The organism is Streptomyces sp. NPDC005761, assembly GCF_040630635.1.
GTDB lineage: Bacteria > Actinomycetota > Actinomycetes > Streptomycetales > Streptomycetaceae > Streptomyces.
The window spans coordinates 1-17,821 of record NZ_JBEXXX010000031.1 but is presented as its reverse complement, the minus strand read 5'-3'; the positions used below and the strand labels follow the sequence as shown (position 1 = coordinate 17,821).

The 17,821-nt window shown below is 72.4% G+C and carries 16 protein-coding genes; 9 read left to right on the top strand and 7 right to left on the bottom strand.

What is annotated here, in order from left to right:
- Nucleotides 1–33: 33 nt before the first annotated feature.
- On the top strand, nt 34–1,401 hold the full coding sequence (locus ABZ434_RS25190; protein ID WP_359141064.1) for a PAS domain-containing protein: 1,368 nt from the start codon (nt 34–36) through the stop codon (nt 1,399–1,401).
- Between the two features lie 90 nt (nt 1,402–1,491).
- Here the strand turns inward: ABZ434_RS25190 and ABZ434_RS25185 are convergent, their stop codons facing one another.
- A complete protein-coding gene (locus ABZ434_RS25185; protein WP_359141061.1) occupies nt 1,492–2,247 on the bottom strand; it encodes an SIS domain-containing protein in 756 nt (251 codons plus the stop codon).
- Nucleotides 2,248–2,454: 207 nt separating this feature from the next.
- Between ABZ434_RS25185 and ABZ434_RS25180 the strand changes: the two genes are divergently transcribed.
- Both ABZ434_RS25180 and ABZ434_RS25175 read left to right on the top strand, forming a co-directional pair.
- Nucleotides 2,455–3,147: a metal-dependent transcriptional regulator gene (locus ABZ434_RS25180; RefSeq protein ID WP_359141058.1), complete on the top strand. Its 693-nt coding sequence runs from the start codon at nt 2,455–2,457 to the stop codon at nt 3,145–3,147.
- A gap of 714 nt (nt 3,148–3,861) precedes the next feature.
- The gene (locus tag ABZ434_RS25175) at nt 3,862–4,755 is read left to right on the top strand and encodes an alpha/beta hydrolase (RefSeq protein ID WP_359141256.1); all 894 of its coding nucleotides are present in this window, start codon (nt 3,862–3,864) and stop codon (nt 4,753–4,755) included.
- 11 nt (nt 4,756–4,766) lie between these two features.
- On the opposite strand, the gene ABZ434_RS25170 is transcribed toward ABZ434_RS25175, so the two are convergent.
- The 3 genes from ABZ434_RS25170 to ABZ434_RS25160 all read right to left on the bottom strand — a co-directional run bounded on the left by ABZ434_RS25170 (nt 4,767) and on the right by ABZ434_RS25160 (nt 8,010).
- On the bottom strand, nt 4,767–6,419 hold the full coding sequence (locus ABZ434_RS25170) for a transporter (protein ID WP_359141055.1): 1,653 nt from the start codon (nt 6,417–6,419) through the stop codon (nt 4,767–4,769).
- On the bottom strand, nt 6,416–7,246 hold the full coding sequence (locus ABZ434_RS25165; protein WP_359141052.1) for an ABC transporter ATP-binding protein: 831 nt from the start codon (nt 7,244–7,246) through the stop codon (nt 6,416–6,418). The genes ABZ434_RS25170 and ABZ434_RS25165 overlap by 4 nt, the downstream gene beginning before the upstream one ends.
- 107 nt (nt 7,247–7,353) lie before the next feature.
- Nucleotides 7,354–8,010, bottom strand: coding sequence for a bifunctional DNA primase/polymerase (locus ABZ434_RS25160; protein ID WP_359141253.1), 657 nt, complete (start codon nt 8,008–8,010; stop codon nt 7,354–7,356).
- Between the two features lie 322 nt (nt 8,011–8,332).
- Between ABZ434_RS25160 and ABZ434_RS25155 the strand changes: the two genes are divergently transcribed.
- Together ABZ434_RS25155 and ABZ434_RS25150 are read left to right on the top strand one after the other, a co-directional pair.
- The gene (locus tag ABZ434_RS25155) at nt 8,333–9,715 is read left to right on the top strand and encodes a transcriptional regulator (protein ID WP_359141049.1); all 1,383 of its coding nucleotides are present in this window, start codon (nt 8,333–8,335) and stop codon (nt 9,713–9,715) included.
- 198 nt (nt 9,716–9,913) lie between these two features.
- Nucleotides 9,914–11,413, top strand: a complete 1,500-nt coding sequence (locus tag ABZ434_RS25150) for a hypothetical protein (protein WP_359141047.1) — start codon at nt 9,914–9,916, stop codon at nt 11,411–11,413.
- Between the two features lie 12 nt (nt 11,414–11,425).
- On the opposite strand, the gene ABZ434_RS25145 is transcribed toward ABZ434_RS25150, so the two are convergent.
- Nucleotides 11,426–12,706 carry an ABC transporter substrate-binding protein gene (locus ABZ434_RS25145; protein WP_359141044.1) on the bottom strand — a complete coding sequence of 427 codons (1,281 nt, stop codon included), beginning with the start codon at nt 12,704–12,706 and terminating at the stop codon, nt 11,426–11,428.
- Between the two features lie 174 nt (nt 12,707–12,880).
- On the opposite strand from ABZ434_RS25145, the gene ABZ434_RS25140 reads away from it, so the two are divergent.
- Both ABZ434_RS25140 and purU read left to right on the top strand, forming a co-directional pair.
- Nucleotides 12,881–13,324: a hypothetical protein gene (locus tag ABZ434_RS25140; RefSeq protein WP_148019301.1), complete on the top strand. Its 444-nt coding sequence runs from the start codon at nt 12,881–12,883 to the stop codon at nt 13,322–13,324.
- Between the two features lie 42 nt (nt 13,325–13,366).
- Entirely contained in the window at nt 13,367–14,245 is an 879-nt protein-coding gene (gene purU / locus ABZ434_RS25135) for a formyltetrahydrofolate deformylase (RefSeq protein ID WP_359141041.1), read from the top strand.
- Between the two features lie 9 nt (nt 14,246–14,254).
- Here the strand turns inward: purU and ABZ434_RS25130 are convergent, their stop codons facing one another.
- Together ABZ434_RS25130 and ABZ434_RS25125 are read right to left on the bottom strand one after the other, a co-directional pair.
- Complete coding sequence (locus tag ABZ434_RS25130) at nt 14,255–15,583, bottom strand: zf-HC2 domain-containing protein (RefSeq protein WP_359141038.1); 1,329 nt, start codon at nt 15,581–15,583, stop codon at nt 14,255–14,257.
- Entirely contained in the window at nt 15,580–16,188 is a 609-nt protein-coding gene (locus tag ABZ434_RS25125) for a sigma-70 family RNA polymerase sigma factor (protein WP_359141035.1), read from the bottom strand. The genes ABZ434_RS25130 and ABZ434_RS25125 overlap by 4 nt, the downstream gene beginning before the upstream one ends.
- 400 nt (nt 16,189–16,588) lie before the next feature.
- On the opposite strand from ABZ434_RS25125, the gene ABZ434_RS25120 reads away from it, so the two are divergent.
- The gene (locus ABZ434_RS25120) at nt 16,589–16,957 is read left to right on the top strand and encodes an STAS domain-containing protein (protein WP_359141249.1); all 369 of its coding nucleotides are present in this window, start codon (nt 16,589–16,591) and stop codon (nt 16,955–16,957) included.
- A gap of 103 nt (nt 16,958–17,060) precedes the next feature.
- Complete coding sequence (locus ABZ434_RS25115; protein ID WP_359141032.1) at nt 17,061–17,582, top strand: EF-hand domain-containing protein; 522 nt, start codon at nt 17,061–17,063, stop codon at nt 17,580–17,582.
- Nucleotides 17,583–17,821: the final 239 nt, after the last annotated feature.

The window sequence follows — 17,821 nt, the reverse complement described above, 5'->3', positions numbered from 1 at the left end:
CAATGGCGGACACGTCCTGCAGGGGGTCCCGGGATGAGTGCTTCCACGACCAGCGGAACGACCGATGCTCTCGGCCCCGATCCGATCCCCGGGGCGGAGCTGCTCGCAGCCCTCCTCGACGGGATGGACGCGGCTCTCTGCGCCTTCGACGCCGACGGCACCGTCACCCACTGGAACCGTGAGGCCGAGCGGATCCTCGGCTGGTCCGCCGAGGAGGCGGTCGGGCGGCCCGGATTCGCCGGGTGGGCCGTGCGGCGGGCGGACGCGGGTGAGGTGCAGGAGCGGCTGATGGCCGTCATGGACGGGCCCGGGCGCCAGGTGCACGAGTTCGCATTGCTGCGCAAGGACGGCGGGCGGGTGCTCGTGCGGACCCAGTCGGCCGGGGTGCGGAGCGCGGACGGGAAGCCCGCGGGGGTGTACTGCGCGTTCAGCGAGGTTCATGCGCAGATCGACCTGGAGCGGTCCATCGCGCTGAGCGAGGCGCTGTTCGAGGACGCGTCGTGGGGTGTCGTCCTCGTGGACGTGGACCTGCGGCCGACCGTCGTCAACGCCCATGCGGCCCGGGCGCTGGGCGGCGGTCGGACGACGCTGCTCGGCAGGCCGCTCGGCGAGCTGATCGTGCAGGGCGTCGAGGACCTGGAAGGTGCCCTGCAGCACGTCCTGGCCGAGGGGGCGCCGCCCGCGCCCGCCGAGCTGTGGGTGACGTTGCGTACGGGCGACGGCGACCGGCGCCGCTGCTGGAGAAGCGGCTTCCTGCGGCTGGCCTCGCCGCTCGCGGAGGAGCCGGTGCCGCTGGGCGTCGGCTGGCTGTTCCAGGACGTGACGGCGGCGAAGCTGGCGGCCCAGGAGGCGGACCGGGCGCGGTTCAGATCCAGCCAGCTCCACCGGGCCTCACGGTCGGCCGCCGAGTGCGAGGACCCGATGGAGGCGGCCACGTCGTCGCTGGACTATGCCCTCGCGGGCTTCGCCGACCATGCGCTGATCGACCTGGTGTCGGGCGAGCGGCTGGTGCGCGCGGCGGCGACCCCGTCCGACGCTCCGGGCCCGTGTCTGCCGGTGGCCGGCGGCGGCATCCCGCTGCGGTACGCGCCGGGCCACCCGGCCCTCCAGACGGTGGACCGTACGGGGTCGGTGCGGGCGTCGGCGGGAGCCGGGTCGGCGCAGGCGGCCGGGGAGTGGGCGACGGAGCGCCGGTGGCCCGCCGACGCGGTGCACGCCCTGTGCGTGGTGCTGCGGAGCCGGGGCCGGACGTTGGGCGTGGTGACGTTCCTGCGCTCTTCCCACCGCGCCGCGTTCGAGCGCCCGGACGCGGTGTACGCGGAGAGCGTGGCGGACCGGGTGGCGGCGTCGGTGGACCTGTACCAGGTGGTGAGGGGCGAGCCCGGGCCGTCCGGTGCTTGAGGGCCGGCGACGCCATGGCCGGGCCGAGCGGCGGAAAGCCCCCGCTTCAGCTGTCGGTCAGGCTCCGCAGGCCCCGCTGACCGGCCGGACTCAGTGCCGGTAGAAGATCCGGTCCGCGTACTCCGTCATCACGCGCCCGTTCCACTCGTGGCCCCCGTCGACGTTGCCCGACCGCAGCAGTGGCGGCTCGACGCCCCGCTCCAGCAGGCGTTCCGCGGCGGCGGCCATCATCGCCTGCATGATCGCGCTGGTGACGACCGTCGACGCGGGGGCGAAGGGCGCCTCGATGCCCTCGACGTCCAGTTCCGCGTCACCGATGGAGATCTTGCTGTCGAGGACGATGTCGCAGTGGTCCCGGAGGAACCCGCCCGAGCTGTGCCGGGACCGGGTGCCTTCCGCGTACGCGACCGAGGTGACGCCGATCACCTTCAGGCCCAGCGCGCGGGCGTTCAGCGCCATCTCGACCGGCAGCGCGTTGCGCCCGGAGAGCGAGATGATCACGAGGACGTCGCCCGCCTTCGCGGGGCTGGAGTCGAGCACCGCGCCCGCGAGGCCGTCCACCCGCTCCAGGGCGGAGCCGAGCGTGGCCGGCATGACGTCGACGCCGAGGGTGCCGGGGACGGACAGGACGTTCATGAGGGCGAGGCCGCCCGCACGGTAGACGACGTCCTGGGCCGCCAGCGAGGAGTGCCCGGCGCCGAAGGCGAAGAGCCTGCCGCCGGCCACGACGGTGTCGGCGATCGCGTCACCGGCGGCCGCGATGGAGCCGGACTCCTCGTCGCGCACGCGCTCCAGCAGGCCGATCGCTGCGTCGAAGAACTGACCGGCCAGCTTGCTTTCGCTCATCGAGGAGGGCCTTTCCGGCGGGGTGGGGTGTTCGCGGGACGTCCTTGCCGCCGATCACGTTGCGGTCTGGACCAGTGACATGTCAATACCGCACGGACCGTTCCCGGCCGCGCGCGGAAGAGCTCCTTCGGACGGTGAGGCACGGTTGTCGGCGCTATGCGTCAGAATTGGACGAGGGCCAGCGCACGACTGCATCGAGGGGCACGAATGTCCGGACTGATCGACACAACGGAGATGTATCTCCGCACCATCCTCGAACTCGAAGAGGAAGGCGTGGTCCCCATGCGCGCCCGGATCGCTGAACGGCTGGACCAGAGCGGTCCGACCGTCAGCCAGACGGTGGCGCGGATGGAGCGCGACGGCCTGGTGCAGGTCGCGGGGGACCGGCACCTGGAGCTGACGGAGGAGGGCCGCCGGCTGGCGACCCGTGTGATGCGCAAGCACCGGCTCGCCGAGTGCCTGCTCGTCGACGTGATCGGCCTGGAGTGGGAGCAGGTCCACGCCGAGGCCTGCCGTTGGGAGCACGTGATGAGCGAGGCCGTGGAGCGGCGGGTGCTGGAGCTGCTGCGCCACCCGACGGAGTCTCCGTACGGGAATCCCATCCCGGGCCTGGAGGAGCTGGGCGAGAAGGCCGAGGCCGACCCGTTCCTCGACGACAGCATGGTCAGCCTGTCGGAGCTCGACCCGGGCACCGAAGGCAAGACGGTGGTCGTCCGCCGGATCGGTGAGCCGATCCAGACGGACGCCCAGCTGATGTACACGCTGCGGCGGGCGGGCGTGCAGCCCGGTTCCGTGGTCAGCGTGACCCAGTCACCCGGCGGGGTGCTGGTCGGCAGCAGCGGTGAGGCGGCGGAGCTGGACTCGGAGGTCGCGTCCCACGTCTTCGTGGCGAAGCGCTGAGCCCTGGGCGAGCGCTGAACCCGGGCGGGTGCTGAGCCCGAGCGGGTGGTGAACAGGGCGAAGCCCTGAGTGCGGCGGTGCTCGATACGGGAGCAGGCGCCGGAATGCGGGTGGCGGACGATCAGCGGTGCTGACGTCCGTTTTCCGTTTTTCCGTCCGGAATTGCAGCGCCCGGACGGATCGCGTGCCAGGCTGTGGCGGAGGGATACCTGAGAGTGTCGGCCGTCTGGCCGCGCGGTCGGGGAGGGGAGCAGGGAATGCGCCCGTCGTACTGGCATGTCCGGCCTGCGCACCGGGAGAAGACGGCCGCAGTCCCGCAGGCGCGTTCCGTGAACACGGCTGCGGCGATGCTTCCGCTCCGGCCGTACGCCCCGGCGCATGCGCCGGGGACGCGCGCCGCAGCAGCTGGGTTCCGCCCCCGGACCGGCGGCCCCGAAGAGACGGATGGCCCCGGCGCCGCAAGGCGCCGGGGCCTGTCCTCCCCTGTTCCGACCTGGAGCCCCGAGCTCTCGAGGTCGGTTCCCGCGAGCCCTCATCCCCGAGTGGCCCGCCTCCCGGAGAAGATCTCCCCTCCGTGGCCGACGTCAATCCTGCGAGGCGGTCACTCGAACGAGCGGTGTTGTGTGCCGGAACCCGGTTTTCGAATAAAGGTTCGATAGTCTGGCCGACGCGACCACATGGTGATCGAGGGACCAGAAGGGGGTGCCAGAACAGATGGTGCGGCGCATCGATGTGACCGGAACCGACGGGGTACGCCTCGCGGCCTGGGAGTTCGCGGACCCGCCCAAGGGGCGTGCGGAGGCGGAGCGCCCCGGAGGTGTCTTACTGCTTCACGGACTGATGGGCCGGGCTTCGCACTGGGCCTCCACCACTCGCTGGCTCGCCGAGCGGCACCGGGCGGTCGGCCTCGACCAGCGCGGGCACGGCCGCAGCGAGAAGCCGGCCGAGGGCCCGTACACCCGCGAGGCGTACGTCGCCGACGCCGAGGCCGCGATCGAACAGCTCGGGCTCGCCCCCGTCACCCTCGTCGGGCATTCCATGGGAGCGCTCACCGCCTGGCAGCTCGCCGCGAAGCGTCCCGACCTCGTCCGGGCCCTGGTCATCTGCGACATGCGGGCCTCCGCGCTGGGGGCCGCCTCGCAGCGGGAGTGGGAGGACTGGTTCAAGTCCTGGCCGGTCCCGTTCGCCACCCTGTCCGACGTGCGGAAGTGGTTCGGCGAGGACGACCCCTGGGTGGAACGGCCGAATCCGGCCCGCGGCGAGTTCTTCGCCGAGGTGATGGCCGAGCGGGCCGACGGCTGGCGGCCCGTCTTCTCCCGCCGGCAGATGCTCGAGTCCCGCGCCACGTGGGTCTTCGACGCGCACTGGGAGGAGCTGGCGCAGGTCAGGTGCCCGACCCTGGTGCTCCGCGGACTGGACGGCGAGCTGGGCCGGGCGGAGGCCCAGGAAATGGTCCGCGTGCTGCCCCGGGGGCAGTACGCGGAGGTGGCCGACGCCGGACACCTCGTCCACTACGACCGGCCCGAGGGCTGGCGCGCCGCGGTCGAGCCCTTCCTGGAGCAGCTTGCCGAGGACACACGGGACGACCGGGAACCGGTGGCTCCTTAGCGCCCCGCCCCTCACCCCTTGCTGACCGCTGTCAGGATCTCCGGCAGCCGGTCCGCCGTGCGGGGCGCGGCGACCCGCAGCCCGCCCCAGGCGATCAGCGTTCCGTACGCCCCACCCACCGGCACCAGGAGCCACAGCAGACCCTCCGCATCGGCGAGATGCAGCCAGATCGTCAGACCGATCACCGGGGCGCACAGCAGCGCCGCCGAGACCATGCCGCCGAAGATCGAGATCCAGGCGAGCCCGGCCTGCCCGGGCGCCACGTTCTTGAACGCACCGTCCTGCGGGATGGAGTACGGGAAGTTCGCCGAGGCCACCGCACCCGTCGCCAGCATCGCGCCCAGCAGTGCGAACGACAGCCCCATGACCCCAGGCAGCGCTTCCCACTCCCCGAGCACCGCCGCCGTCAGGACGGTCACCAGGACCGTGTAGGGAAGGGTGATCAGCAGCAGGGCCAGTGCCCGCGCCCGCAGTTCCAGGTACGCGTCACGGGTCGAGGAGATCGTCAGCGCCACCATCCAGAACGCGGAGGTGTCCTGCCCGAACTGGTTGTACATCTGGATGCCGAGCATCCCGGCGCCGAAGCACGCGAAGTAGACCGACCCCGTGCCCTGCAGCGCGTTGAACAGCGGCACGATCAGCCCGATGGCCAGCGCCGTCACCCAGGCGGCCTTGGTCTTCGGGTCCCGTGCGACGTACCGCAGACTGCGCTGCATCACCGTGCCCGTGCGTCTCTCGGGGAGCAGTGCCCAGAGTCCGGCGCCGTCCCTGCCGGACTTGGTGCGGGCCGGATCGGCCGCGGAGAGCGTGGAGCCGTCCGGCTCCGTCATCAGCTTCTCCAGGCTGCGCCGCCACGCCACCACCAGCAGGAACAGTGCGGCCACGGAGAGGAGCAGTTGCACGGCGGCCCGCCCGTACGCTCCCTGGGACGCGGAGTCCACCGAGCCGATCGCCGAGGCGGGCGGCAGCCAGCGCACCACGTCCGCCGCCGGGTCGAGAGCGGAGAGCCCGCCGGCCCTGCCGAGCCGCTGGACGCCGAAGTTGACGCCCTGGACCCCGACGGCGATCACGAGCCCGCTGAGCAGCGCGAGATCCCGGCCCTTGCGTGAGGTCAGCAGCCGGGTGTTGGCCGTGGCGACGGCCCGCGCCAGGGCCACGCAGACCAGCAGGGTCAGCGGGGCCGCCGGAACGGCGAACGCCACCGCGCCCGCTCCGTGCGCCAGCGCGGTCACCGAACCGGCCGCCAGACAGAGCGTGAACAGGGGGCCGATGCCGACCAGCGAGGACACCAGCAGTGCGGTGACCAGGGGGCGGGGTCGCAGCGGAAGCATCACGAGGCGGCTCGGGTCGAGGGTCTCGTCCCCGGCGGCGAAGAAGAGCGGCATCACGGCCCAGCCGACCGCAAGCACCGCGGCGAGCAGCACGACGAGGGAGCCCGCGTGGGCGTTTCCGCGCAGTGCGATCAGCCCGATCAGCTGGGCCAGGGCGATCAGCAGGGTGACGACGACGGAGGTGATGTACACGGCCCGGCGTCCGGCCGACTGACGCAGTCCGTTGCGGAGCAGGGCGAGCTTGAGCCGGACGAGGACGGGGACCAGGTCCGCGCCGCCTGCCGGTCGGCTCGCCGGGAGGCCGGTGCCGGCCGGGGCGTCGAGCACGCTCATCGGGCACCGCCCAGCCAGTCCAGGGCGGCGCCGTGGTCGCGGTCGCCCGCGCCGACGAGTTCCAGGAAGGCGTTCTGCAGCGAGGACGAGTCGCCGCGGACCTGGTCGAGGGTGCCCTGGGCGCGGATGGCGCCCGCCGCCATGACGGCCACCCAGTCGCAGAGCGACTCGACGAGCTCCATCACATGGCTGGAGAAGACGACGGTGGCCCCCGAGCCGGTGTAGCGCTCCAGCACGCCGCGGATGGTCTGCGCCGACACCGGGTCGACGCCCTCGAACGGTTCGTCGAGGAAGAGCACTTCCGGGTTGTGCAGCAGCGCGGCGGCGAGCCCGATCTTCTTGCGCATGCCCGTCGAGTAGTCGATGACCAGTTTGTGCTGGGCGCCCGCCAGGTCGAGGACGTCCAGCAACTGGGTGGCCCTCGTGTCCACCTCGCTGCCGGGCAGGCCGCGCAACCGTCCCGTGTAGGCGAGGAGTTCACGTCCGGAGAGACGTTCGAAGAGTCGCAGGCCCTCGGGCAGGACGCCGATGCGGGACTTCACCTCGACCGGGTCGCGCCAGACGTCCCGGCCGCCGATCTCGATCCGGCCCATGTCGGGCCGGAGCAGTCCGGTGACCATGGACAGGGTGGTGGTCTTGCCGGCGCCGTTGGGGCCCACCAGGCCGATGAACTTGCCGGCGGGCAGCACCAGATCGATTCCGGCGACCGCGGTGTGGTCGCCGAACCGTTTCCACAGCCCTTCCACACGTACCGCGGGCGTCCGTGTCCGCGGTGCGCCGGCCTCCACGGCCGGGTCGGCTGGGTCGGCTTGTGTCCGGTCCGGCATGCTGCACGCCCTTCGAAGTCCCCTGGGAGCGTCCGGCGACCGGGGGCGGCGTCGTGGGGTTCCTTCCCCCGCCCCTCCCTCGCCGGATGCTCCTCCTTGGGGACACCCTACGAAAGGCGCCCCCGCGCGTCGGCGGCTTCGCGCCCGCAGGCGTACGCGAGCGGACTGATGAGCTCCTCCACCTCGGGCAGCCAGCGGTTGGCGGTGGAGGGGCTGCGGGCCCACTGCACCGCACCGGCGCCGCCGACACGGGTGGGCGGGGCGGCGATGTAGTGGCCCTCGCCGGTTCCGCGCAGCCCGATGGCCGTGGCGTCCCAGCCCAGCCGGCGGACGAGGCCGTCGGCCTTGGCCGCGGCACCCGGCAGGACGAAGAACTGCATCCGGCGGTCAGGAGTGCGGGTGACCGGGCCGAGCGGCAGGCTCATCCGCTCCATCCGGGCCAGCGCGAGGAAGCCCGCCGACTCCGGGACGTCGATCACGTCGAAGCCGCGGCCGGTCGGCAGCAGGATCGACGCGCGCGGGTGCTGGGACCACATCCGGCGGGCCGCGGCGCCGCTGCCGGTGGCCCGGCCGGCCCAGTCGGTCCGCGTGGGGTGGGCGCCGGGCGCCGCGCAGCGGGCCTCGCCGCACGAGCACCGTTCCGTACCGTCGGCCGGCTCCAGCCAGGCGCCCGGGCACACGTCCCAGTGCCGCTCCTCCGCGTACCGCACCGCGGCCTCGAGCAGCTGCTCGGCTCGCTGCTGGGGGATCTGTGCGGCTTCCATGACTCCGATGGGCTCTTCCACGCCCAGCACAACTCCCGCCGCCACCTGGGGTTACGGGCGCGGCGAGCGCGGTTACGGTCCATCGCTTCCGCATGCGGGGCGCATCGATGCACGGGTGGGGGCGCGCGGGAGCGACGTGGGCGACGGGCGGGTAGCCACATACCGGAGATCCGGCGCAGTTCGATCGGCATCCTAGGGTGCGTGCCGGGAGAAAAGTGCAGAGACGCGTCAAAAGTGACCAACACGATGAATCGGCGAATTTCTCAGGCATATGTCGGGCAGTGATCCCTTCACTGATCACTGCGGCCTCAGGGGGAGAAACATGGCAGCCAGGCCTCTCGTCGCACGCCAGCCGAACGAACGGCTCCAGGCGCTCATCCAGGAAGCCGGATGCTCCAACGCGGGCCTCAGCCGCCGCGTCAACATGGTCGGGGCCGAGCGCGGTCTCGACCTCCGGTACGACAAGACCTCAGTGGCCCGCTGGCTGCGCGGACAGCAGCCACGCGGCAGGGCGCCGGGGATCATCGCCGAGGCGCTCGGCCGCAAGCTCGGCCGTACGGTCACGATCGACGAGATCGGCATGGCCAACGGCAAGAACCTGGCCTCCGGCGTCGGCCTGCAGTTCGCCCCGACGGTGATCGGGGCGATCGAGCAGGTCTGCGAGCTGTGGCGCAGCGACGTGGGCCGCCGCGACTTCCTGTCCGGTTCCGCGGTCGCGTCCTCGGCGCTGGTCGAGCCCAGCCGGGACTGGCTGATCAGCGGCGCGGACCCACAGGTGGCGCGCGTGGCCGGGGCCCGGGTCGGGATGCCGGACGTCGAGGCGGTGCGGGCGACGACAGCGGCGTTGGTCGATCTGGACCACCGCTTCGGCAGCGGTCATGTGCGGCCGGTCCTGGTGCACTACCTGAACAGCGTGGTCTCCGGGCTGCTCTCGGGGGCGTACCGCGAGTCGACGGGGCGGCAGCTGTTCGCCGCGGTCGCGCGGCTCACCGAGCTCGCGGGATACATGGCGATCGACACGGGGCAGCCGGGTCTCGCCCAGCGCTACTACATCCAGGCGCTGCGGCTGGCCCAGGCGGCGGGCGACCGCGCCTACGGGGGCTATGTGCTGGCCGCCTCGATGAGTCATCTCGCGGCCCAGCTCGGCAATCCGCGGGAGATCGCCCAGCTGGCCAGGGCGGCGCAGGAGGGGGCGCGCGGGCGGGTCACGCCACGGGCGGAGGCGATGTTCCACGCCGCCGAGGCGCGCGGCCACGCGCTGCTCGGGGACGCCCGCACCAGCCAGGTGGCTGCGGGCCGGGCGCTGACGGCGCTGGAGCAGGCCGACCCGGACAGCGGCGACGACCCCGACTGGATCGTCCACTTCGACCACGCGTACCTGGCCGACGAGTTGGCGCACTGCCACCGCGACCTCGGCCAGGCGGAGGCGGCGGCGCGCCGGGCGAAGGAGGCCCTGGGCGGTCTTCCGGAGTCCCGGACCCGCCGCCGGGGCATCGGCCTGGCCCTGCTGGCCGCGGCGCAGGTGCAGCTGCGGGAGGTGGAGCAGGCCTGCCACACGGGGACGCGGGCGATGGAGCTGCTGGGCACGGTGCGCTCCAGCCGGGGCGCGGAGTATCTGGACGATCTGCAGCAGCGTCTGGTGCCGTACGGGGACGAGCCCGCGGTACGGGAGTTCGGCGCCCGTCTGGAACTGCAGGCGGCCTGACGGGAGGCGGTTCCGGGGCGCTTTCCGTGCGCCGGAGAGGACGGTGGTGCGCGGGCGCCCCCTTAACTGCGTCTTAAGGGCGCCCGGTGTTACATCCCCTGTGAAGGGGTGGTGAGCGACAACACACGCTTGGCGAAGGGCAGGGACCACCCGATAGCGTGAGCCGACGATTCCATAGGTTCACACGTAGGAGTCCCGGTGACACAGAGCGGACAGGGTGACGAGCAGCAGCTCCCTGCTGTACGACCCGCGCACGAGGGCGTCGTGCTGCCCGCGGGTGGCGGCGAACCCTGGACGCCGGGGGGACCCGCGGACCAGGCGGCCCCGGCGGGCGGTCAGCCGTGGGGGCAGCCGTGGGGGCCGCAGGCGCCCCACCAGGACCCCGCCCAGCAGGCACAGCACCAGGGCCAGGGCGGGTACGGCCAGGACCAGCAGGGCGCGTACGGGCAGGGGCAGTACGGGCAGCAGGCGCAGCACGGGCAGTACGGGCAGGGGCCGCAGGCTCCCGGGTACGGCCACGCCCAGCAGCCGCCCGCCCAGCAGCACGCGCAGCCCTCGCCCTACGCCCAGCCGCTGCCGCCCGAGGCGGTGCCCGGCGGAAGCGGTGAAGCGGACGCCACGCAGTACATCGCGGCGATACCGGGCGCCCCCGGGCCTGGCGGCCTGCCGCCCGAGACCCCCGCGGAGTCCACGCAGTTCCTCGGCCGCGACCGGCAGCAGGGGTACCAGCAGCCGGGCGGTCACGCCGAACCGCCGCCCGCGCACGGTGGTCAGGACGCCGACGCGACCCAGTACATACCGCCCGTACCCGGTGGCGCCCCTTACGGCATCCGGCCCGGGGCGCCCGGCGAGCGGCAGCCGCCCGCGGAGTTCGACAACCTCTTCCGCAGCGACGAACCCGCGGGCGCCACACAGCAGATGCCCCGGTTCGATCCCGCACAGCACCAGCAGCACCAGGGCGGACAGCAGCAGTACCAGGGCGGGCCGCCCCCTCAGGCGTACCAGCAGGCACCCCCGTACACGGGGCCCGACGACGGGCTGGCGCAGGACGGGCAGGGCGGGCGGCGGAAGAAGTCCGCGCACGTCCCGCTGATCGCCGCGGTCGTCGTCGGCTGCGCCGTGATCGGGCTCGGGGCCGGCGCGCTGATGAGCGGTGGCGACGAGAAGGGCGATGAGGGCAAGCAGCCGGTCGCGGCGGCGAGTTCACCCGCCGGCCAGACCCCCACCGAGGCCGCCCCGGACCCGGCGAAGCCGCAGGCCGAGGCACTCGACAAGCTGCTCGCGGACAGCAACAACAGCCGGTCCGCGGTGATCGGCGCGGTGGAGAAGGCCAAGAACTGCACCGACCTGGACAAGGCAGTGGCCGATCTCAAGGGCGCCGCCCAGCAGCGCCGCGATCTGGTGACCCGGCTCAAGGGACTGTCCGTCGACAAGCTGCCGGACAACGCCCGGCTGACCGCCTCGCTCACCAAGGCCTGGCAGGCGTCCGCCTCGGCGGACGACCACTACGCCGCCTGGGCCACGCAGGCCAAGAGCAAGAAGGTGTGCAAGAAGGGCAAGGCCCGCCCGACCTCGCACTACCAGCAGGCCAACGTGCAGAGCGGCGAGGCCACGACGGCCAAGAAGCAGGCATCCACGTTGTGGAACGCCATCGCGACGAAGTACGGCCTGACGAAGCGCGCGTCCACCGCGCTCTGAGTCCCCGGGGGCTCAGCCGGTCGCGCTGGCGTCCGACAGCGTCTTCGTCACATCGACGAAGCCCTTGCTGTCGGCGACCAGCCGGCCGTCGCGCACGACCTGGAACGTCACCTTGCTGTTCACGATGCGCGGGTAGGACGACGAGCCGATCATGTCCTCGAAGCGCCAGCGCAGTGCGGGGGTGAGACCGCCGGTCTCCACCGGGGTGCCGCGGTTGAGGGCCTTGGTGATCGTCCGCGACGTGATGTCCGTCTCGTTCAGCGACTCGACGATCGACTTCAGGGCGGTGTAGGCGATCCACGTCGTCTGCACGCCCGTGTCGTCAGGGTCGATGCGGTTGTCGCCGAAGGCGTGCTCGCCGATCACCTTCCTCATCAGATCCCAGCGCGCGTCGCCGGGGGCCGGGTACCACCCGGTGACGTACGCACCCTCGAACGGGCTCTCGCGACCGCCGGTGCGGTCGATGAGCGGCTGGCCGATGCTGCCGAGGACCGAGGAGATCCGTACCGATCCGCCGGTCGGCTCCAGCCGTCTGAAGGAGTCGAAGAAGGTCTCCGTGCGGTCGCCGAGCACGGCCGTCACACAGCCGCCGTCGGCGCCCGCCCCGGTCAGCGCGCGCCCGGCCGCCTCGTCGTACGACGTGGCCCCCTCGGCCGCCCGGACATCGACCGGTGCGGGCCGGCGGGCCTCGGTGAGGCCGGTGTTGAGGAGCCATGCCTGGCTGTCGCCGCCCAGGGTGTCGGGCCGCACCAGGGAGACCTGGTCGCAGGTGGCGGCCAGCTGCTTCGCGTTGCCCGCCATGAGCGCCGACTGGCCGCCGGTGACCGGGTAGGACATGTAGCTGCGGAACTCCTCCTCGGAGGCGCCGTAGCCGCCGATGTACGGGATCCCGGCGACTTCGAGCGGCGCCATGAACGCCCGCCCGTGCCGACTGTACGAGCCGAGGACGGCGACGGCCTTCTCCTTCACGGCCCGTCGGGCGCAGTTGCCCGCGCCGATCGAGGTGTCCTGCTCGTCGCAGGTGACCACGCGCAGCTCGTGCCCGTCGATCCCGCCCTCGCCGTTGATCCAGCGGGCGTACGTCTGCGCCATCGCGGTCATGCCCGCCATGTTGGCGGCGTCCGGTCCCGCGGCGCCGCTGGGCGCCCAGGTCACGACGGTGACGGGCTCCCTGGAGTCCCCCGAGGCCCCAGGGAGCGCACCGCAGCCGGTCATCAGCAGCGCCCCTGCCGCCACCGCACCGGTGAGCAACCTGAAGGGGCGGGGGGAGGTGGGGCGTTGCCGTCCGGTCATGGGCACAGACGATTCCCGTCCCCGGGTAACGCCGCAGTGTGCTCCGTTCAACGCTCGGTGACGTCCCGGTGAATTGCAGGGGCACGTACGGGAAGCCGGAAAGGGAACGTACGATCGACAACCGTGCAGCAAGGTTCCGAGAACTCTTCCCGTCGCGGCCGTCGCTCCTCCACCATGGGCGGCATGCCGCTGAATGACATTCCGTGGTGGCGCTGGCGCAGCAACGTGCGCTCGGCGCTGCACATGCTCTCCGACCCCGTCTTCCATCACGAGTGCTGGCTGGCCGGCCGGGAGGGATACGGCGACGTCACCGACGCCGTGTACCGCCTGGTCGAGGACACCTGGCTGGACAACTGGTCCGCCGAGAAGTACGTCGGCACGGTCTTCCGGGACTCCGGCGAGGCCGCCCTGGTCGACGTCGCCGTGCTGCGGGTGCTGCGCATCATGCACCAGGTCGGCGCGGACGCCCCCGTCTCCGCCTATCTGGAGCATCACGGCTGGCCGGAGGCCGTCCGGGCCGCCCGTGAGGCCCATGTGCTGCTCGCCACGAACGACGGCGAGGACCCGGACGTCCCGCCGCGCTCGCTGGACGTGCTCCGCATCATGACCAGGTCCTGAGAGGCCCCCTCCGAACCGCGGGCGGTGTGGCACGCTACGGGGATGACCGCGTCGCAGCCTGCCGAAACCATGCCCGAGCAGTACGTCCTCACCCTTTCGTGCCCGGACAAACAGGGCATTGTGCACGCCGTGTCGAGCTACCTCTTCATGACCGGCTGCAACATCGAGGACAGCCAGCAGTTCGGGGACCACGACACGGGTCTGTTCTTCATGCGCGTCCACTTCTCGGCGGACAGCCCGGTGACGCCGGACAAGCTCCGGGCGAGCTTCGCGGCTATCGGCGACTCCTTCCGGATGGACTGGCAGATCCACCGCTCCTCCGAGCGGATGCGGATCGTGCTGATGGTCAGCAAGTTCGGCCACTGCCTCAACGACCTGCTGTTCCGCTCCCGGATCGGCGCCCTGCCGGTCGAGATCGCGGCGGTCGTCTCCAACCACGCGGACTTCGCCGAGCTGGTCGCCTCGTACGACGTCCCCTTCCGTCACATCCCTGTGAGCAGGGAGAACAAGGCGGAGGCGGAGGCGCAGCTGCTGGAACTGGTCCGCGAGGAGAACGTGGAGCTGGTCGTCCTGGCCCGCTACATGCAGGTGCTCTCGGACGATCTGTGCAAGCAGCTCAGCGGCCGGATCATCAACATCCATCACTCGTTCCTGCCGAGTTTCAAGGGCGCCAAGCCCTACCACCAGGCACACGCCCGCGGTGTGAAGCTCATCGGCGCCACGGCGCACTACGTCACGGCCGACCTCGACGAGGGGCCGATCATCGAGCAGGAGGTCGAGCGGGTGGGACACGGTGTGACGCCGGACCAGCTGGTCGCCATCGGGCGCGATGTGGAGTGCCAGGCACTGGCGCGCGCGGTGAAGTGGCACGCGGAACGCCGCATCCTGCTGAACGGCCGCCGTACGGTGATCTTCGCGTAGTCCCGCCGGTCACAGCCTGCTGAGCGAGGCCGCCGCGAAGAGCACGTCCCGGATCGCGTCGCGGTCCCCGCGCTGCCCGGCCGCCGCGTCCACGGGCGGCACGTGCCCCGCGACCAGCTGGCAGAACTCCACACCGTCCAGTGCGACCTGCGCCACGGTGTGGTCGGGCGAACCGAGAGCGGCGGGGGAGTCCAGCGCGATGTACCAGTTGCCGCCGCCCGAACCCTCGACCTCCAGGTGGAGCGTGCGGCCGGGGGAGCCCGCCGTCACCAGGCGGCGCGCCGGGCCGGCGAGTCCCGTCCGGCGCCGCTCGGCCAGTGCGGCCGGCAGGAGCCGCGCCGCCAGGTCGATCATCCGGTGCAGGTGGGCGGCGGAGGGCGGCTCGTACGGGTAGTCCACCGCCTCCGCGATGTCACCGGCGTGCACCCAGCACTCGAAGGCGCGGTCCAGCATCGCGTCCTGCAAGGGCAGGGCGAAGTCGCCGTAGGAGACGGAGAGATCCGCGACGCCGCGCCCCGCGAAGGACACGGTACGGATGAGGGTGTGGCTCTGGTCGCGCCACGGTTCGCGGACGCTGCGGGTCGGCGGGCGCCGGGCGGCCGACCAGTACGTCTCGGTGCGCGGCGTGGGCGCGAGAGCCGGACCGGGGCCCCGGCGCGGGGCGCCGGGGACGCTCTCGGCGAGCGGGTCGTCGAGACCGAGGGCGGTGCTGACCAGGCCGTCGACGGTCAGCAGATGACCGATGACGCCGGCGACCGTCGTCTTGCGGTTCACCCCGCGCTCACCCTCGAACCACTTCAACCGCACCGGGGCGTGCCACTCGGAGTCACCGATGTCCCGCAGCAGTGCGTCGAGCCGGGCCGTCTCCGCGTCGTACGGGGCGGCCCACTCCGGAACCGGGATCTTGGCCGGCCGACGGCTCAGACAGGTCTCCAGCACGCGGCTCCGGAGCATCGGATCCAGGTCCAGGCTGCGGTCGGTGTGCAGCAGACCGACGGCGTCCCGCAGCCGCAGCGCCTCGTCCGCACAGGGCGCGCACTCCGTGAGGTGCGCCTCCACGGCCTCGGTCTCCGCGGCCGAGCACGCGGTCAGCGCCCAGGCCCCGAGAAGAGCCTTCAGCACGCGGTGCGGCAGCAACGGGCCCGGCGGTTCGTCGTCGGGCTGCGCCTGCTCCGGCTCGGGTTCGGGCTCCTGAGGTGCGGGCACCGGGGGCGGCAGGACGAACCGGCTCGGGTCGAGGTCGTCCGGGGCCGCCCGTGGGCCCGGTATGCGGCGGGCGCCTCGTACCTCGTCCTCCCGTCCGTCCTCCTCGTCGCGGCCTTCCGCGTCGTCGGTCACAGGGGCCGCCCGTATCCGGGCGGCGAGGAGCCCTCCAGCGGACGGGTGTGCGCGGTGGACAGCAGTTGCAGCCCGAGCCGCAGCCGGCGGCGGGCCTCGTCCTCGGTGACCCCGAGGTCGGTCGCGGTCTGCCGGTAGTCGCGGCGCTGGATGTACGCGAGCTCCAGGGCGGCCCGCAGCGGTGCGGGCATGGACGCGACGATGTAGTCCGCCCGTGCTGCCGCGGTGGCCAGGCGCACCCGCTCCTCCAGGTCGTCCGGGCCGTCTCCCCCGGCCTCCCCGCGTCCGTCGTACGGGTCGTACGCGTCGTCCTGGGCGGCGGCGGTCCTGCGCAGCCGCTGTACGGATTCGCGGTGCGTGAGCCGGGCGACCCAGGCGCGCATCGAGCCCTGTTTGGGGTCGTAGGCGCCGGGGTTCTCCCACACGTAGCCGAACACCTCACGGGTCACGAGGTCCGCGGCGCTCTCGTCGTCGAGCATCCGGTTGGCCTGGCTGTGCACGAGGGCGGCGAACCGGTCGTAGAGCTCGCCGAGGGCGGCCGCCTCACCGCGTGCCAGCCGCTGCTGCATCCTGCGGTCCCAGCGGGGTGGTGCGTTTTTGGCCATGCGACCCCCTGCCCTGTGCCGTCAGGGCCTCTCGCCCTGTACCCCTCGTCACACCGAATGTAGTCCGCAAGGCTGTCCGAGCACGCCCCTTTACGGCAAGTACGTCCCTGCGATCGTCCTGGATGGTAGGGAATGCGGGCCCCCTCAGCACCGGAATCAGATCCGAAGCGATCGTTTCTGCCCGAAACTGTTCCGGCCCTTCGTGCGGGGGGCGGTGTTTCGCGGGGAGCGAGCCGGGGCAGCCGCGAGGAGGAACGCAAACTTCCGGATCGCTGGAATCCCCCGGGATCCCCGGAACGAGAGGCCCAGTCGCGTGAGCACACCAAGCCCTCCCGGAAACCCACCTCCGGCCGCAACCACTCACGCCCCCTGGCTCCCTCACGAACGCTCCGCCAAGCCACTGAAGGTGACCGGGACCGAACAGGGCGCCTGGACCGTGCTGCACATGCAAGGCGAACTGGACCTGGTGACCTCACCCGTCGTCCGTCAGTCCGTCCACGACGCGGTGGCCGTCGGCTGCCACAACGTCGTGCTCGACCTCTCCGGGGTCTTCTTCTGCGACTCCAGCGGTGTCAGCGTCCTGATCGCCTCCCGCCGCCTGATGCGCTCCTGCGGGGGCCGGCTGCGGCTGATCCTGCCCGCCCGGGGCGCGGAAGAGGGCTCCCACGTCAACCGCGTGCTCGCCGCGCTGGGCGTACGCCGACTGTTCGAGGTCTACCCGGACTGGGACTCGGCCGTGGACGACGAAGCCCGGCCGCTCTCGGCCTGAGCGGCCGTGGGTACCCGGCCGCGGCGGACATTAATACCGGGTTGTCACACCGGTGACGCGCGTAAGTGACACGTGACGCCTGCGGGCGTCGTACGCTCCCCGCATGGACAGCGCAGAGTATGAGCGCAAGATCGCCTTCCGCTTCGCCGCCTTCGACCAGGACGGCAACGGATACATCGATCGCGCGGATTTCAACGCAGCCGCGGCCCGTCTGCTCACCGAGTTCGGTACGACGGCCCGCTGCGACAAGGGCCAGGCGCTCTACAGCGGGGCCGAGGCGTTCTGGCAGGGCATGGCGGGCATCGCCGACGTGGACGGGGACCAGCGGGTCACCCGCGAGGAGTTCGTGGGCGGTGCGGTGAAACGGCTCCGCGACAACCCCGAGCGCTTCGCGGAGATCGCCCGCCCCTTCCTGCGGGCGGCGATCGAGGTGGCCGACCAGGAGAACGACGGTGCCGCCGCGGTGCCCTCGGTCGAGCGGGCCCTGCGGGTCCTGGGCGCGAGCCCGGACGCGGCGGCGTTCGCCGCCCAGAGCCTGGACGCGGACCGCGACGGGCGGATCGCGGAGGCGGACGTGGTGGCGGCGTTCGCGGCGTACTTCACGGTGATCGGGCCCGACGCGTAGCCCTGGGGCGGGCGGCGGGCGGCGGGCGGCGGGGGGTGGTGGGGGTGGCCTTGCCCCTTTCTCCTTTCCGGGGTGCGGGTTTTGTCCTCAATCGCCGGACGGGCTTGGTGGTGCGGGTGCCCCGCCGGCTGCGCCGTTGTCCGGGGGTGGGGGTCCGGGGTCCCTCCGGGGCGTCTCCTCAGACGACGAACGTTCCGCGGGTACGCGATGGACCCGGGTCGGTGTTCGTCGTCCTGCGG

Excerpts from the sequence above, each read along its gene's own strand:
- ABZ434_RS25190 (WP_359141064.1), top strand. The coding sequence starts at position 34 with ATGAGTGCTTCCACGACCAGCGGAACGACCGATGCTCTCGGCCCCGAT.
- ABZ434_RS25185 (WP_359141061.1), bottom strand. The coding sequence starts at position 2,247 with ATGAGCGAAAGCAAGCTGGCCGGTCAGTTCTTCGACGCAGCGATCGGC.
- ABZ434_RS25180 (WP_359141058.1), top strand. The coding sequence starts at position 2,455 with ATGTCCGGACTGATCGACACAACGGAGATGTATCTCCGCACCATCCTC.
- ABZ434_RS25175 (WP_359141256.1), top strand. The coding sequence starts at position 3,862 with ATGGTGCGGCGCATCGATGTGACCGGAACCGACGGGGTACGCCTCGCG.
- ABZ434_RS25170 (WP_359141055.1), bottom strand. The coding sequence starts at position 6,419 with ATGAGCGTGCTCGACGCCCCGGCCGGCACCGGCCTCCCGGCGAGCCGA.
- ABZ434_RS25165 (WP_359141052.1), bottom strand. The coding sequence starts at position 7,246 with ATGCCGGACCGGACACAAGCCGACCCAGCCGACCCGGCCGTGGAGGCC.
- ABZ434_RS25160 (WP_359141253.1), bottom strand. The coding sequence starts at position 8,010 with ATGGAAGCCGCACAGATCCCCCAGCAGCGAGCCGAGCAGCTGCTCGAG.
- ABZ434_RS25155 (WP_359141049.1), top strand. The coding sequence starts at position 8,333 with ATGGCAGCCAGGCCTCTCGTCGCACGCCAGCCGAACGAACGGCTCCAG.
- ABZ434_RS25145 (WP_359141044.1), bottom strand. The coding sequence starts at position 12,706 with ATGACCGGACGGCAACGCCCCACCTCCCCCCGCCCCTTCAGGTTGCTC.
- ABZ434_RS25140 (WP_148019301.1), top strand. The coding sequence starts at position 12,881 with ATGGGCGGCATGCCGCTGAATGACATTCCGTGGTGGCGCTGGCGCAGC.
- purU (WP_359141041.1), top strand. The coding sequence starts at position 13,367 with ATGACCGCGTCGCAGCCTGCCGAAACCATGCCCGAGCAGTACGTCCTC.
- ABZ434_RS25125 (WP_359141035.1), bottom strand. The coding sequence starts at position 16,188 with ATGGCCAAAAACGCACCACCCCGCTGGGACCGCAGGATGCAGCAGCGG.
- ABZ434_RS25115 (WP_359141032.1), top strand. The coding sequence starts at position 17,061 with ATGGACAGCGCAGAGTATGAGCGCAAGATCGCCTTCCGCTTCGCCGCC.